The 14,741-nt window shown below is 72.8% G+C and carries 12 protein-coding genes and 2 pseudogenes; 6 read left to right on the top strand and 8 right to left on the bottom strand.

From position 1 onward, the window contains the following. Nucleotides 1-478: pseudogene (locus ACFYRY_RS28625) on the bottom strand (RNA-guided endonuclease TnpB family protein); the annotation flags it as partial. Between the two features lie 180 nt (nucleotides 479-658). On the opposite strand from ACFYRY_RS28625, the pseudogene ACFYRY_RS28620 reads away from it, so the two are divergent. After that, nucleotides 659-973: pseudogene (locus ACFYRY_RS28620) on the top strand (allantoin permease); the annotation flags it as partial. A 48-nt stretch (nucleotides 974-1,021) separates the two neighbouring features. On the opposite strand, the gene ACFYRY_RS28615 reads toward ACFYRY_RS28620, so the two are convergent. Beyond that, nucleotides 1,022-1,612, bottom strand: coding sequence for an HAD-IIIA family hydrolase (locus tag ACFYRY_RS28615; protein WP_389151623.1), 591 nt, complete (start codon nucleotides 1,610-1,612; stop codon nucleotides 1,022-1,024). Between the two features lie 199 nt (nucleotides 1,613-1,811). On the opposite strand from ACFYRY_RS28615, the gene ACFYRY_RS28610 reads away from it, so the two are divergent. Next, entirely contained in the window at nucleotides 1,812-2,252 is a 441-nt protein-coding gene (locus tag ACFYRY_RS28610) for an SRPBCC family protein (protein ID WP_389151620.1), read from the top strand. A gap of 42 nt (nucleotides 2,253-2,294) precedes the next feature. Here ACFYRY_RS28610 and ACFYRY_RS28605 read toward each other — a convergent pair whose 3' ends face one another. The 4 genes from ACFYRY_RS28605 to ACFYRY_RS28590 are packed head-to-tail and all read right to left on the bottom strand — an operon-like array spanning nucleotide 2,295 to nucleotide 7,370. Beyond that, nucleotides 2,295-3,446, bottom strand: coding sequence for an XdhC family protein (locus ACFYRY_RS28605; protein WP_389151618.1), 1,152 nt, complete (start codon nucleotides 3,444-3,446; stop codon nucleotides 2,295-2,297). Between the two features lie 39 nt (nucleotides 3,447-3,485). Continuing rightward, nucleotides 3,486-5,882 carry a xanthine dehydrogenase family protein molybdopterin-binding subunit gene (locus ACFYRY_RS28600; RefSeq protein WP_389151615.1) on the bottom strand — a complete coding sequence of 799 codons (2,397 nt, stop codon included), beginning with the start codon at nucleotides 5,880-5,882 and terminating at the stop codon, nucleotides 3,486-3,488. A gap of 1 nt (nucleotide 5,883) precedes the next feature. Continuing rightward, nucleotides 5,884-6,483 carry a (2Fe-2S)-binding protein gene (locus tag ACFYRY_RS28595; protein ID WP_389151612.1) on the bottom strand — a complete coding sequence of 200 codons (600 nt, stop codon included), beginning with the start codon at nucleotides 6,481-6,483 and terminating at the stop codon, nucleotides 5,884-5,886. Continuing rightward, nucleotides 6,483-7,370: an FAD binding domain-containing protein gene (locus tag ACFYRY_RS28590; RefSeq protein ID WP_389151609.1), complete on the bottom strand. Its 888-nt coding sequence runs from the start codon at nucleotides 7,368-7,370 to the stop codon at nucleotides 6,483-6,485. The genes ACFYRY_RS28595 and ACFYRY_RS28590 overlap by 1 nt, the downstream gene beginning before the upstream one ends. A gap of 387 nt (nucleotides 7,371-7,757) precedes the next feature. Between ACFYRY_RS28590 and ACFYRY_RS28585 the strand changes: the two genes are divergently transcribed. Both ACFYRY_RS28585 and ACFYRY_RS28580 read left to right on the top strand, forming a co-directional pair. Then, complete coding sequence (locus ACFYRY_RS28585) at nucleotides 7,758-9,479, top strand: PucR family transcriptional regulator (RefSeq protein ID WP_389151606.1); 1,722 nt, start codon at nucleotides 7,758-7,760, stop codon at nucleotides 9,477-9,479. A gap of 307 nt (nucleotides 9,480-9,786) precedes the next feature. Next, a complete protein-coding gene (locus ACFYRY_RS28580) occupies nucleotides 9,787-10,569 on the top strand; it encodes a hypothetical protein (RefSeq protein ID WP_389151604.1) in 783 nt (260 codons plus the stop codon). A 436-nt stretch (nucleotides 10,570-11,005) separates the two neighbouring features. Here the strand turns inward: ACFYRY_RS28580 and ACFYRY_RS28575 are convergent, their stop codons facing one another. Then, complete coding sequence (locus tag ACFYRY_RS28575) at nucleotides 11,006-11,806, bottom strand: GntR family transcriptional regulator (protein ID WP_389151601.1); 801 nt, start codon at nucleotides 11,804-11,806, stop codon at nucleotides 11,006-11,008. Between the two features lie 168 nt (nucleotides 11,807-11,974). On the opposite strand from ACFYRY_RS28575, the gene ACFYRY_RS28570 reads away from it, so the two are divergent. Together ACFYRY_RS28570 and ACFYRY_RS28565 are read left to right on the top strand one after the other, a co-directional pair. Continuing rightward, on the top strand, nucleotides 11,975-12,820 hold the full coding sequence (locus ACFYRY_RS28570; protein ID WP_389151598.1) for a (2Fe-2S)-binding protein: 846 nt from the start codon (nucleotides 11,975-11,977) through the stop codon (nucleotides 12,818-12,820). A gap of 303 nt (nucleotides 12,821-13,123) precedes the next feature. Next, nucleotides 13,124-14,170 carry a DUF2637 domain-containing protein gene (locus ACFYRY_RS28565; RefSeq protein ID WP_389151595.1) on the top strand — a complete coding sequence of 349 codons (1,047 nt, stop codon included), beginning with the start codon at nucleotides 13,124-13,126 and terminating at the stop codon, nucleotides 14,168-14,170. Nucleotides 14,171-14,307: 137 nt separating this feature from the next. Here the strand turns inward: ACFYRY_RS28565 and ACFYRY_RS28560 are convergent, their stop codons facing one another. Further along, complete coding sequence (locus ACFYRY_RS28560; protein WP_389151592.1) at nucleotides 14,308-14,730, bottom strand: ATP-binding protein; 423 nt, start codon at nucleotides 14,728-14,730, stop codon at nucleotides 14,308-14,310. Between the last annotated feature and the right edge of the window lie 11 nt (nucleotides 14,731-14,741).

Genomic DNA, 14,741 nt, shown 5'->3' with positions numbered 1-14,741 from the left:
CCCTGCGGTACAGGGCCAGGGTGGCCATCTGCTCCGGTGAGGCAGTGAACGCCACGTCCTTGACCCGCCCGGCAGTCGTCCAGATCGACACCCGCTGCTGGTCGATCTGCCAGGACAGCATGCGGTCGTCGTAGGGCTGCGCGCCCTCAGGGCGGAAGGCGACCGGCTTCTCCACCGCCCTGCGGTAGCGCTTCGAGCCCGGCCTGCCCAGGTTCCCAGCCTTCAGGTTGGCCTTCAGCGCGGCGTACGCGTCGCAGGTCTTCTTGATCACATGCTGGGCGGCCTGCGCCCCCAGCCCCCAGCGGGCCTTGATCTGCTGGTAGGTGTGCTCGCGCAGCGCGAAGTTGGTCTTCACACCCTTCTCGAAAGCCACGCCGCCGACCCAGGTCGCCGCTTCGTTGCAGGCGCGCAGGGTCGCCTCCAGCGCCGCCGCCTGCACGGGCGTCGGCAGCAGCCTGACCTGCACCACCAGCTTCACGATCCCGAAACCTACACGCGCGTACGACCGCCCACCGTACGTTCCCCACGCATCACACGACCGAGTGAACCCGCCACCGAGTAGACGCAGCACCAGCTCCGCCGGACACGACACCCGGCCGCTTCACGGCCAGCACGCGCGAGCGATACCGCGGCCTCCGCGCCGCGACCACAAGGACGCGCCCTCGGCGACACCCTGCAGCCCTACTCCCCCGTCGCCGCGGCCGTCCTCGCCTTCGTCCTCACCCCGTTGATGGGCGATCGTCACCCGGGGCAGGTACTACCTGCGCCGCACCGACGACGGCATCGACGAGCCGATGCTCGACCCGGAAGGCAACCCGAGCGGGACGACGTACGACTGCCATGTGTGCCACAGGCGTACGAGCGGCCCGACCTGACGGCCTGCCAGACCCACGACTCGGTGGTGTGCTCACTGTGCCTGAGCACCGACGACGTCGGCGACCACGTACTGCCCGCGCAGCCGTCGGCCGCCTGAGCCGCGCCGCACGCGGGGACCACCGGCGTGCGTCGGCGCCGGGAGCGGTCACCCGGGCCGCTCTGAGGTGTCGTACGCGGCTTCGATGGGCCGCTCGTCGGCCAGCACCCGGCCCTGCGGCGGACCGGTGAGGATCGCGCGTACGGCGGTCAGGACGTCCGGCGCCACATGGTCGGCGTGTGCCGTCTCCTCCGGACGGGTCCGTTCGGACGGGACGAGGATGCTGTCGGCGCCCACCCGCCGCGCGGCCTCGACGTGCGCGCCGCGGTCGCCGACGACGACACAGTCCGACGGGGCCGTGCACACCCGTCCGACCGCCCACAGGAGCAGTCCCGGTTCGGGCACGCGACAGTGACAGCCGTCGTCCGGGGCGTGCGGGCACACGCCCCACACGTCGAACGGGCCGAGGAGGTCGTCGACCCGCCGGTCGACCCGGCGGACGTCGGCGTCGGTGAGCAGACCGCGCGCCACACCGGGCTGCTCGGTGAGGAACCCGGTGCTGATGCCGTGCAGACGCAGCAGACCGACCGCCTCGCGGGCTCCGGCCACGGGACGGACCCGATCGGGGTCGGCGTTGTCCGGGACGTCCTCGATGAGAGTCCGGTCCCGTTCGAACAGCACAGCCCTGACGCGGCTCACGACGCCACCTCCTCGCTCGCGGTCACTGGCGTCGGTCCGGGTAACCCCTCAGCGGTCCCGTATGCGTCGGTCGGCGTCGGCCCATGACGAGCGGCGCGTTCGCCAGGAGCAGGCGCCCGCGTCCACGCCCCATGGGGCCACCTGTGTGATCCGTCCACGAACACGCCGCTGAGCAGGCCGGATTGCCTACGATCATCCCGTGGTCACCTTCCTGCTCGAACGCACGGCACCCCTTCCCCTCGACGAGGCATGGCGCCGCCTCACCGAGTGGCCCCGCCACGCCATGGTGGTCCCGCTGACCCGCGTCAGCGTGGTCACGCCGCCGCCGACGCGGGCGGGCACGGTCTTCGTGGCCCGTTCGGGGATCGGTCCGCTCGCTGTCGACGACCGGATGGAGGTGACGCTGTGGCGTCCGCCCACCGAGACCCTGCCGGGCCTGTGCCGCCTGGAGAAGCGCGGCCGGATCGTCCGCGGCTGGGCCGAGATCGAGGTGCTCCCCGGTCCGGGCGGCCGTACCCGGGTGCTGTGGCGCGAGGAGCTCCGGGTGCGTCCGCTGCCCGCGCTCCTGGATCCCGTACTGGGGGCGGCGGCCCGGTCGGTCTTCGGACGGGCGGTCAACCAGCTCCTCAGACACCCCTGACGGTCGCGGTCGGGCGGAGAGCCGGCTGAGGAGTCGTCCGGTTCAGGCCACCCGCCCGGGCCGCCCCGCCGTCCCTGACGTCAGGTCATGGTGGATCGGTGTGTGCGCGCCGGTCAGGGAGGCGCCGCTGCCGCCGCGCCGGTCGGCGACGATCTCCGCGGCGATCGACAGGGCCGTCTCCTCGGGCGTCCGGGCGCCGAGGTCCAGCCCGATCGGGGAGCGCAGCCGCGTCAGCTCCAGCTCGCTCACCCCAGCCTCGCGCAGGCGGGCGGCGCGGTCCAGGTGGGTGCGGCGGGAGCCCATCGCGCCGACGTACGCCACCGGGAGCCGCAGGGCGAGCTTCAGCAGCGGTACGTCGAACTTGACGTCGTGGGTCAGGACGCACAGGACCGTGCGGGCGTCGACCCGCGTGCGCTCCAGGTAGGTGTGGGGCCACTCGACGACGATCTCGTCGGCCTCGGGGAAGCGGGCCCGGGTGGCGAACACCGGGCGCGCGTCGCACACCGTCACGCGGTACCCCAGAAACCTGCCGACCTTGACCAGCGCCGACGCGAAGTCGATCGCGCCGAAGACGATCATCCGGGGCGGGGGGACGGACGACTCGACGAGCACTGTGAGCGGGGAGCCGCAGCGGGATCCCTGTGCGCCGGTCCGCAGGGTGCCGGTGCGGCCCGCGTCCAGGAAGGCGCCGGCCTCCGCGGCGATCGTGCGGTCCAGTTCGGGGTGGGCGCCGAAGCCGCCGTCGTGTCCGCCTCCGGGGTGGACCAGCATCGCGCGGCCCACCAGATCCGCGGGACCGGACACGATCCGGGCCAGCGCCGCCGCGCGTCGGCCCGCCGCGGCGGCGAGCGCGGCCGTGACCACCGGGCGGACGGGGTCGCCCGAACGCACCGGGGTGACGAGGATGTCGATGACACCGCCGCAGGTCAGGCCGACGGCGAAGGCGTCCGCGTCGCTGTAGCCGAACCGTTCCAGGACCGGCTCCCCGTCCGCCAGGGCCTGTTGGCACAGGTCGTAGACCGCGCCCTCCACACAGCCGCCGGAGACCGAGCCGATCGCCGTGCCGTCGGCGTCCACCGCGAGGGCGGCGCCGGGCGGGCGGGGCGCGCTGCCGGACACGGTCACCACGGTGGCCACGGCGAAGTCGCGTCCCTGCTCGACCCACCGGTTCAGTTCTTCGGCGATGTCCAGCATCTGTCTCGCTCTCCTTGGCTCCCCCTACGGCGGGGGACGTCAGGCGGTTCCCGTCAGGTGTTCGGGACGTACCGGCGTCCTGTTCAGCTCCAGACCGGTGGCGTCGCGGATCGCCGCGAGCACGGCCGGAGTCGACGACAGGGTGGGTGCCTCACCGACACCGCGGAGCCCGTACGGGGCGTGGTCGTCGGCGAGTTCGAGCACGTCGACCGGGATGGTCGGCGTGTCGAGGATGGTGGGGATCAGGTAGTCCGTGAAGGAGGGGTTCTTCACCTTCGCGGTCTTCGGGTCGATGATGATCTCCTCCATGACCGCCACGCCAAGGCCCTGGGTCGTGCCGCCCTGGATCTGGCCGACGACGGACAGCGGGTTGAGTGCCTTGCCGACGTCCTGGGCGCAGGCCAGCTCGATGACCTTGACCAGGCCGAGTTCGGTGTCGACCTCGACGACGGCGCGGTGGGCGGCGAAGGAGTACTGGACGTGTCCGAAGCCCTGGCCGGTGCGCAGGTCGAAGGGCTCGGTGGGGCGGTGCCGCCACTCGGCCTCGACCTCGACGGCCTCGTCCTCCAGCACGTCCACCAGGTCGGCGAGGACCTCACCGCCGTCGGTCACCACCTTGCCGCCCTCCAGCAGCAGTTCGGCGGTGGCCCAGGCGGGATGGTACGAGCCGAACCTGCGGCGCCCGATCTCCAGGACCTTCTCCCGGACGAGCTCGCAGGAGTTCCTGACGGCGCCTCCGGTGACGTACGTCTGGCGGGACGCGGACGTCGAACCGGCACTGCCCACCTGTGTGTCCGCCGGGTGGATGGTCACCTGGGCGACACCGAGCTCGGTGCGGGCGATCTGCGCGTGGACGGTGACGCCGCCCTGGCCGACCTCGGCCATCGCGGTGTGCACGGTGGCGACCGGCTCTCCGCCGATGACCTCCATCCGCACCTTGGCGGTCGAGTAGTCGTCGAAGCCCTCGGAGAAACCGACGTTCTTGATGCCGACCGCGTAGCCGACCCCGCGGACGACGCCTTCGCCGTGCGTGGTGTTGGACAGGCCGCCCGGCAGCTGCCGTACGTCGGCGCCCTCGCTGCTCTCCCACTGGCGCTCCGGCGGCATCGGCATCGCCTTGACGCGGCGCAGGAGTTCGGCGACGGGGGCCGGGGAGTCGACGGGCTGGCCCGTCGGCATGACGGTCCCCTGCTCCATCGCGTTGAGCTGCCGGAACTCCACCGGGTCCATGCCGAGTTCCTTGGCGACCTTGTCCATCTGTGCCTCGTAGGCGAAGCACGCCTGGACCGCGCCGAAGCCGCGCATGGCGCCGCAGGGCGGGTTGTTGGTGTAGAGCCCGAGGGCCTCGATGTCGACGTCGTCGACGGCGTACGGGCCGATGGACAGCGAGGCCGCGTTGCCGACGACCGCGGCGGAGGTGGAGGCGTAGGCGCCGCCGTCAAGGACGATACGGCACTTGACGTGCGTCAGCCTGCCGTCCCTGGTGGCCCCGTGCTCGTAAGTCAGCTTGGCCGGGTGGCGGTGGACGTGCCCGAAGAAGGACTCGAACCGGTTGTAGACGATCTTCACGGGCTTGCCGGTGCGCAGCGCCAGCAGGCAGGCGTGGATCTGCATGGACAGGTCCTCGCGGCCGCCGAACGCGCCGCCGACGCCGGACAGCGTCATCCGTACCTTGCGCTCGGGCAGACCGAGCACGGGGGCGATCTGGCGCAGGTCGGCGTGCAGCCACTGGGTGGCGATGTAGAGGTGGACGCCGCCGTCCTCGTCCGGCACCGCGAGACCGGACTCGGGGCCGAGGAAGGCCTGGTCCTGCATGCCGAAGGTGTACTCGCCCCGGACGACGACGTCGGCGCGTGCGGCGGCCGCGGCGGCGTCGCCGCGGATGATCGGCTGGCGGTGTACGACGTTCGGGTGCGGGACGTGCCCGAAGTGGCCGTCCTCGCGGTTCTCGTGGATCAGGATCGCCTCCGGCGCGGTCGCGGAGGCCTCGTCGGTGATGACCGGGAGTTCGCGGTACTCGACCTTGATCCTGGCGGCGGCGCGGCGCGCGGTCTCCGGGTGGTCGGCCGCGACGATGGCGACCGGCTCGCCGTGGTGGCGGACCTTGCCGTGCGCGAGGACCGGGGTGTCCCGGATCTCCAGGCCGTAGTGCCGCACCTCGGTCGGCAGGTCCTCGTACGTCATGACGGCGTACACGCCCGGCAGGGCGACGGCCTCGCTGGTGTCGATGGAGACGATCTCGGCGTGGGCGACCGTGGAGCGCAGGATCTGGCCCCAGAGCATGTCCTCGTGCCACATGTCGGACGAGTACGCGAACTCGCCGGTGACCTTGAGGGTGCCGTCCGGGCGGAGCGTGGACTCGCCGATGCCGCCCCGGGCCGGGGAACCCTGGGTGATCTTGGTGGGTGTGCCGAGGGGAACGCCGTCGCTGGACAAGTCAGACCGCCTCTTGCTGCCGGGCGGCCGCCAGGCGGACCGCGTCCATGATCTTCTCGTAGCCGGTGCAGCGGCACAGGTTGCCCGAGAGGGCCTCGCGGATGTCCGCGTCGCTCGGGTTGGGGTTGCGCTCCAGCATCTCGTCGGCGGCGACGAGGAGACCCGGGGTGCAGAAACCGCACTGGACGGCTCCGGCGTCGATGAACGCCTGCTGGATCGGGGCGAGTCCGGTGCCCTCGCCGGTGTGGGAGTCGTGGCCGTCGGCGGCCCACCCCCTGGCCTCGTCGAGCGAGGTGCCGCCGCCACCTGAGGCACAGTCACCCGAGGTGCGGCCGCCCTGCTCGGCGCGCTGCTTGGCGTGGTCCGCGAGCCCTTCGACGGTGACGACCTCCCGGCCCTCCGCCTGGCCCGCGGCGACCAGGCAGGAACACACCGGTACGCCGTCCAGCCTGACCGTGCACGACCCGCACTCGCCCTGCTCGCAGGCGTTCTTCGAACCCGGCAGCCCGAGCCGCTCGCGCAGCACGTACAGCAGGGACTCGCCCTCCCACACGTCGTCGGCTTCCTGCGGACGCCCGTTGACCGTGAAACTGACGCGCATTACGCGACTCCCTCCGTGGTGGCGGTACCGCGGTACGACTCCCAGGTCCAGGTCAGGGTGCGGCGGGCCATGACGCCGACCGCGTGGCGGCGGTAGCTCGCCGTGCCCCGGACGTCGTCGATCGGGTTGCAGGCGCCCGCGCACAGGTCCGCGAACTGCTTGGCGACCGACGGCGTGATGATCTTCCCGTTGTCCCAGAAGCCGCCCTCTTCGAGCGCCGCGTTCAGGAACTCCTCCGCGGTCTTCGCCCGGACGGGGGTCGGGGCGGCCGAGCCGATGCCGGTCCGGACCGTCCGCGACGACGGGTGCAGCGCGATCCCGAAGGCGCACACCGCGATGACCATGGCGTTGCGCGTGCCGACCTTGGAGAACTGCTGCGGGCCGTCCGCCTTCTTGATGTGGACGGCCCGGATCAGCTCGTCGGCGGCGAGCGCGTTGCGCTTCACCCCGGTGTAGAACGCGTCGATCGGGATCAGCCGCGATCCCCTTACGGACTCCACCTCGACCTCGGCGCCCGCCGCCAGCAGCGCGGGATGGGCGTCACCCGCCGGGGAGGCGGTGCCGAGGTTGCCGCCGACGCCCCCGCGGTTGCGGATCTGCGGGGAGGCGACCGTGTGCGAGGCGAGCGCCAGGCCCGGCAGCTCGGCGCGCAGCCGGTCCATGATCGTCGAGTACGGGACGGACGCGCCGAGCCGCACACTGTCCTCGCCGACCTCCCACTCGTAGAGGTCGCCGACCCGGTTCAGGTCGAGCAGGTACTCGGGCCGGCGGTGGTCGAAGTTGATCTCGACCATCACATCGGTGCCGCCCGCGATCGGCACAGCGGTGGGGTGCTCGGCCTTCGCGGCGAGCGCCTCCTCCCAGCTGGCGGGGCGAAGGAAGTCCATGACCGGCTCTCTTCTTCGTCTTGGGAGTCGTGCGGATCGAGCCGATCCGGGTGCGGCGGGCCCGGCTCGTTTCATGTCCTGTTCACGCGGGGTGATACCAGTACACAGCGCCGTCCGCCGACTGGGTCAGTCACCGAAACCATGAAGGAGTTGGCTGGCCAGGGCGGTCATCTTGTAGATTCGTATGAACGAATGGCATCAGTAACCTCCTCGTTTTCCTGCGGAAACGCGCGACACAACACCGCGTGACCTGGAACACAGCCGCGGAGACGGAGAGCGGCGCTCGCCACCCCGCGGGGCCGCCACCCGCGCCACGGGAGCGTCACCCGCATCATGGACACCTCAGATTCATCGTAGTTTTCGAGACAAAGAACGGCGGCGACGAGAATGCGGCTGCGCGCACTGCTGGACACCGACGCGCTGGGCCTGCGGCTGCTCGGCGGCGAGGACGAGCTGGATCGCACCGTGCGGGGTGTGATGACCACCGACCTGCGGGACCCCAGCCGCTACCTCTCGGGCGGGGAACTGGTGCTCACGGGCCTGGCCTGGCGCCGGGACGCGGCGGACTCCGAGCCGTTCGTACGGATCCTGGCGCAGGCCGGGGTGACCGCGGTGGCCGCCGGCGAGGCCGAGCTGGGGGACGTCCCGGACGACCTGGTCGTGGCGTGCGCCCGGCACCGGCTCCCGCTTTTCGCCGTACACGAGTCAGTGGCGTTCGCGACGATCACCGAGCACGTCGTACGGCAGGTCTCCGGCGAGCGTGCCGGGGACATCGCGGCGGTGGTCGACCGGCACCGCCGGTTGATGACCTCGGGCCCGGCGGGCGGCGGACCGGACGCGGTACTGGACCTGCTCGGCTCGGACCTGGATCTGCGGGCCTGGGTGCTGTCCCCGGCCGGGCGTCTGATCGCCGGGTCCAGGGCGGGCGGTCCCACGGCGGCCGGCGGTTCCAAGATCGGCGGTTCCGAGGCGGGCGGCCCCGGTCTGCCCGCCGACGTGTGCGCGCGGCTCGCGGCCGAGCACCTGGCGGCCTCCCGTACGGACCGGCGCGGCCCGCACCGCGTCACCCTCGGATCCGCCACCTACTCCCTCTTCCCGGTCCGCAGCAGCGGGCGCTCCCCGCGAGGTTCCCGGGACGTCCGCGAGACGGTGCTTTCGGAGTGGCTGCTGGCCGTGGAGGCGGACGCCGGGGACTGGCCGGAGGAACGCCTGGACCTGCTGCACGGCGTCACCCAGCTGATCGCGGTGGAACGGGACCGCCGGGACGCGGCCCGCACGGTCCGCCGCCGACTGGCCCAGGAGGTGCTGGAGTTGGTGCAGACGGGCGCGGCGCCCGCCGAGATCGCGGCCCGGCTGCGGGTGGCCGCCCCCGTGCTGCTGCCGGGCCTGGGCACCGCCCCGCACTGGCAGGTGGTCGTGGCGTGCGTCGAATGGCAGGGCGGCGACCTGGAAGGGGGGCCGGTGGCCCAGTCCCTGCTGGAGGAGATCCTGGTCGACCCGCGCGCCACCGGTCCGGAGCCCTCCGACCGTGTGGCCGTCGCCCACACGGGTGCGGAGGCGATCGCCCTGGTTCCCCTTCCGGCGGTCTCCTCGGAGCACGACGGCGCGGAGACCGGCATCCTCGCCGACGCCCTGCTGGAGTCCGTACGCGACCCGCTGTCGGCCGGCCTCGGCGACGACGGCCGCGTCACCCTCGGCGTCAGCGCGTCCGTCCACTCCGCGGAGGGCCTGCGCGGCGCCCTGGAGGAGGCCCGGCACGCCCGCCGGGTGGCGGCCGCCCGCTCGGGGCGGGTCTGCGCGGCCGGCCATCAGGAGCTCGCCTCCCACGTCCTGCTGCTGCCGTTCGTCCCCGACGACGTCCGGCGCGCCTTCACCGCCCGGCTCCTCGACCCGCTGCGCGACTACGACCGACGCCACCGCGCCGAGCTGATCCCCACCCTGGAGGCCTTCCTCGACTGCGACGGCTCCTGGACCCGCTGCGCGACCCGTCTGCACCTGCACGTCAACACGCTGCGCTACCGGGTCGGGCGGATCGAGCAGTTGACGAGCCGCGACCTCTCCCGCCTCGAGGACAAGCTCGACTTCTTCCTGGCACTGCGGATGAGCTGAAACCCGAGGCCCGCGGAGTCCCACGACTTTGTGAAATCCTTCACCCGCCCCCTTGGCCCGGCCCCTCAATCCGTGTTGAGATGCGGCCACCACTCAAAGCTCGATGGCGCGCTGGGCCTGCCCTTCGGATCAGGTCGATGTGGAGAGGCTGTGCTTGGCGACGCCGGTGAGCGGGGCTTGGTGCGTGCGGCCGCGAGGCGGGAGACGGAGTCGGGGCGGAGCTTCGGCGCCCGACGACGCTGCGGACGCGCGTGCCGTGCGCCGCGAAACGGGCTGATCCGAAGGACGGGACCTTGCGGAGGGCAACGTGGCGCATACCGCCATGTCTGGTTACGGAACGACCGCCGGTGACGATCCACTCCAGACCGCGGTATGGCGGCTGCGTTCACGCGCCTGCTGGGGCGACGCGGCGGCACTGCTCCAGCCGGTCACCGCACCGGCCGCGCTCCAACGGGCGTCGTTGCTGGTGGAGCGGTGCCTGTACACCGAGCTGGGCTGGGAGGAGGCCGAGGACGCGCTGCGTACGGCCGAGGCGCTGGCCCATGGGGACGACGAGCGGGGGGCGGCGGCCTGTGAACGCGGGCAACTCGCGTACGCCGCCACGCTGCACGGCGTGCGCGACCGGGCCGACGAGGCGCGGGCCGCGCTGGGGCGGGCGGCGGCGCTGATCCCTCCGGGGGCTCCGCGGCGGGCGCTGCTCGACTTCCGCCGGGGCCTGTTGGCGGAGAACCTCACGCGCTCCCCGCAGGCGGCGCGTGCCGCGTACCGCCGGGCCCATGCGGGCGCCACCGCCCACTCCGACGCGCTGCTGCTCTCCTTCACCTGGCGCCACCTCGCCGGACTCGCCCTGCGCGAGGGAGAGTTGGCCGAGGCACGGCACGGCTTCGGTGAATCCCTCAGGATCCGCGAGGAGTTGGGCTATCTGGTGGGCACGGCCCCCGCGTTGGCGTCCCTGGCGGACGCCGAGGCGGAGCCGGAGGCCTCCCGACTCCGCGAGGAGGCCCGCCGGTTGTACCGCCTACTCGGCGGCGTACCCACCTGGCTGTCCCAACAACTGACCCCACCTGCGGCGGGGGCGGCTACGGCTTAGGCCTCGGCAGGCCGGCCGGGCGAAGGGGCGGGGGCGGGGGTGGTTGGCCGCAGAGGCCCGGGGCCTGGGGCCCGGGGGACGGGGCCGGGAACGGGGCCGAGTCGCGGTGGGCCGACGGCACAGCGCGGGACGAGGCGCGGGGGGTTGGCGGTGCGGGGGGGCCGAAGCGCGGCGGCCTGGCGGCACGGCGGGGCTGAAGCACGGGGGCCATGACACGGCTGCCTGGCGACACAGCGGAGCAGAAGCGCGGTGGCCCGCCGACAGCACCGGGCCGAGTACAGCGGGCGCGCGGCGCAGCGCGGCTGTGGCGCCGGGCGGCTGGCGGCTGGCGGCTGGCGGCTGGCGGCTGGCGGCTGGCGGCTGGCGGCTGGCGACGCAGTGAGCCAGTGGCCGATGAGCCGATGAGTGGGCGGGGCGAGTCCGCCGGGGGCCGGGGTCATGTCGCGCCGATGAAGTGCTCCCCCACCAGTGTCCGCACCGCGTCCAGGTCGCCCGCGGCCAGCGCCTCCAGGAGTGTCACGTGTTCCGCCGCGTCCGCGACCAGTTCGGCCCGGCCTCGTGCGCCGGGTCCGCCGACCAGCGGCCACTGCGCGCGACGGTGCAGGTCCTCGGCGATCTGCAGCAGCTGCTCGTTGCCCGCGAGCGCCAGCAGGGCCCGGTGGAAGGCCCGGTCGGACTCGGCGTACGTCGCCCGGCAGCCGGAGGACGCCGCCCGGACCGTGGCCTCGGCGAGCGGCCGCAGGTGGCTCCAGCGCTCGGCCGGCACCGTGCGGGCCAGCCGCAGCATCACCGGCACCTCGATCAGGGCCCGCACCTCCGCCAGTTCCGCCAGCTCCCGCGCCCCGCGCACCACCACCCGGAACCCGCGGTTCGGCACGACCTCGACCGCGCCCTCGAGCGCGAGCTGCTGCATCGCCTCCCGCACGGGCGTGGCCGAGACCCCGAACCGTTCCCCGAGCGCGGGCGCCGAGTACACCTCGCCGGGCCGCAGGTCGCCCGCCACCAGAGCCGTGCGCAACGCGTCGAGGATCTGCCCGCGCACCGAGGACCGCTGGACGGCCGGCCGGGGCCGGGGAACCGGCGGCTCGTTGTGGGTGTGCTCACCGCGCGCGGCCCCGGGGGCGGCACCCCCGTCCCGGTCCACGTCCGCGGCCCTGAGCTGCGGCGGCACCCGCACCGCGCCGACAGGGCGTTCCGGAACCCCCGTCTCGGCGGAGCCCTGCGCGCCCTGCTCCACGGGTCCTCCTGGGGACGTGTCGGTACTTCGGGTCATTACGGCGGGTTGTTACTCGCCCGTCAAGCACCTTAGGCGCAGAAGCCACCAGTTCAAATCTCATCGACTTTAGGTAAGGTAAGGCTACCTTTAGGTGCTCTTGTCAGCCCGTCATGGATCGGTGGTCCCGGCATGCCTGTGACACCCTCGGCCCTCACGGACGCGTACTCCCGTCTGACCGAGGTCCTCCCGGCGCTGACCGTCACCGAGCTGGACCCCGCGGACCGGCTCCCCGACCGCCACGGCTGGATCCCCGCCGCCTCCCTCGCCGCGGGCGGCGCGGGCCTGGACGCCTTCCTGGCCTGGGACGACGCCCAGGTGCGGCGGGACCACGGCCGCCCCGCCCGCCCGGACGTGACCGCCGGCTTCGGCCTGCACCGCTACGCCTGGCCCGCCTGCCTGCTGATCACCGCCCCCTGGTTCCTGCACCGCCGGGTCCCCCGCTACCCGGTGACCCACGTCTCGTACGACCGCACCGCGGGACCCATGTCCTTCGCCGTACGCCCCGGACGGTTCGCCTGCCTCCCCGGTGACCCAGCGGCGCGCCACCCCGACGCCCGCGTGGTCCCGGACGAGGAGGCGCTGCGCGCCGAGGTCCGGGACGCGATCGCCGACCACATGGAACCCCTCCTGACCGCCTTCGGCCCCCGGATGCGCCGCCGCGGGCGGGCCCTGTGGGGCATGGTGACCGACGAGATCGTGGAGAGCCTGTGGTACGTCGCCGAACTGCTCGGCGAGCACGAGCAGCGGCGGGCCGAACGTGAGCTGGAGCTGCTGCTACCGGGAGCGACCAAGCCCTACGTCGGCTCGGCCGCCTTCCGTCGGCTGACCGGACCGGCCGGCCGGCCGCTGCCGACCCGGGACCGGGTGAGCTGCTGCATGTACTACACGCTGGACCCCGAGGACACCTGCGTCACGTGTCCACGCACCTGTGACGCCGACCGGATCACCAAGCTCACGGCGGCCGCCGCCAGTTGACGGGACCCTCGGGCGAGGGGCCGGACGGCGTCCCGTATGATCGCCCTCGATCGAGCCACCCGTACGGTTACAGCCAATTCACCATTTCCTCACGGGTCACGGGAACTTTCCGTGGAACCACTCGTACGAGTAGTCTTATTCGAACTCAACTCCCGCCCCTCAAGCGGCAGTTCGAGCAGAACGCTGCCCTGGGCGATCCCTTTCACTTCCTTGGCGGCCTCTTGCCCCGAAAGCCCCTGAGGGCCGATCGGATTGGGCCACTATGGCGGGCGTTACGCCCTATCCCAATGCAAGGGACCCCAGATGAGACTGACCGACATATCGCTGAACTGGCTGCTTCCGGGCGCCGTGCTGCTCCTGGGCATGCTGGCGGCGGTAGCGGTACTCGCGCGCGGCAAGCGCTCCTCGGGGGCGAAAGCGAGCGCGGACGACTCGTGGGAGCGCAGCGAGGAACGCCGCAGGCGCAAGGAAGCCATATACGGCACCGCCTCCTACGTTTTGCTGTTCTGCTGCGCGGCGGTGGCCGCCGCCCTCTCCTTCCACGGCCTGGTCGGCTTCGGCCAGCAGAACCTCAACCTGTCCGGCGGCTGGGAGTACCTGGTCCCGTTCGGCCTGGACGGCGCGGCGATGTTCTGTTCGGTCCTCGCGGTGCGCGAGGCCAGCCACGGTGACGCCGCCCTCGGCTCCCGGATACTCGTATGGACGTTCGCGGGCGCCGCGGCCTGGTTCAACTGGGTGCACGCTCCCCGGGGTCTCGGCCACGACGGGGCACCGCAGTTCTTCTCCGGCATGTCCCTGTCGGCGGCCGTCCTGTTCGACCGCGCGCTGAAGCAGACCCGCCGGGCGGCCCTGCGTGAGCAGGGTCTGGTGCCGCGTCCGCTGCCGCAGATCCGCGTCGTCCGCTGGCTGCGGGCCCCCCGCGAGACGTACAGCGCGTGGTCGCTGATGCTCCTGGAAGGCGTGCGCAGCCTCGACGAGGCCGTCGACGAGGTCCGCGAGGACAAGCGCCAGAAGGAGGCGGCCCGACTGCGCCGCCGCGACAAGGAGCGGGTCGACCGGGCGCAGCTCAAGGCGATCAGCCGGGGCCACCGCGGCTTCGTCGGCCGCGGCCGGCAACTGGAGGCGCAGGCCACCCTGGAGCGGGCCTCGGAGCGGGCCACCGCGGAGCCTGCCATATCGACGCCGGAGCAACTGCCCGTGCGCTCACGTCCGTCCCTGGAGCCGGTCCGCAGCGGATCTGACTCCACCACCTCCTCCGTCGACCTCACCGCGGAGGACGACACCATGGCGCTGCCGCGCCTCGACTCCCTGGAGCGCAAGCTCAAGGACCTGGAGCAGCAGTTCGGTTAGAGACGCCGGACGAGACACACGGCACGACACGGGACGGGGCGCGGCTCATGCGAGCCGCGCCCCGTCCCGTGTCGTGTGGTGCGCTGCCGTGTCAGGCGGTGTCGTGCGGTGCGCTGTGGCGGGGGTGCGATGCCGGTTCAGGCGATGCCCGCGTCCAGCTCGAACCACACCGCCTTTCCCACCCCGTGCGCCCGCACGCCCCACGCGTCGGCGAGGGACTGCACCAGGACGAGGCCCCGGCCGTGCGTGCCGTCGTCGGCTTTCGGCGCGCACAGCCGGGGCCTGAGGGCCGCGAAGTCCCGTACCTCCACCCTGAGACCACGGCGACCGACGGTCGCCTTCAGGATCGCGTCGTGGTCGGTGTGGACGAGTGCGTTGGTGACGAGCTCACTGGTCAGCAGCTCCGCGACCTCCGCGCGTCCGGGCCTGCCCCAGTGCCGTAACAACTCGCGCAGCGCCCTGCGCGCCTCGGGCACCTCCCCCAGGTCCGCCCGTCCGAGTACGCGGTTGAGCTGCGGTGCCTGCGCCCCGTCCTGGGCGCTGTCGGTTTCTTCCTCCACTGTCTCCGCCG

This window comes from Streptomyces sp. NPDC005263 (genome assembly GCF_042872365.1).
Taxonomy (GTDB): domain Bacteria; phylum Actinomycetota; class Actinomycetes; order Streptomycetales; family Streptomycetaceae; genus Streptomyces.
The sequence above is the reverse complement of the archived record's forward strand: the minus strand, read 5'-3'. Positions and strand labels throughout refer to the sequence as shown.

Excerpts from the sequence above, each read along its gene's own strand:
- ACFYRY_RS28605 (WP_389151618.1), bottom strand. The coding sequence starts at position 3,446 with ATGCTGGACATCGCCGAAGAACTGAACCGGTGGGTCGAGCAGGGACGC.
- ACFYRY_RS28595 (WP_389151612.1), bottom strand. The coding sequence starts at position 6,483 with ATGCGCGTCAGTTTCACGGTCAACGGGCGTCCGCAGGAAGCCGACGAC.
- ACFYRY_RS28590 (WP_389151609.1), bottom strand. The coding sequence starts at position 7,370 with ATGGACTTCCTTCGCCCCGCCAGCTGGGAGGAGGCGCTCGCCGCGAAG.
- ACFYRY_RS28585 (WP_389151606.1), top strand. The coding sequence starts at position 7,758 with ATGCGGCTGCGCGCACTGCTGGACACCGACGCGCTGGGCCTGCGGCTG.
- ACFYRY_RS28570 (WP_389151598.1), top strand. The coding sequence starts at position 11,975 with ATGCCTGTGACACCCTCGGCCCTCACGGACGCGTACTCCCGTCTGACC.
- ACFYRY_RS28565 (WP_389151595.1), top strand. The coding sequence starts at position 13,124 with ATGAGACTGACCGACATATCGCTGAACTGGCTGCTTCCGGGCGCCGTG.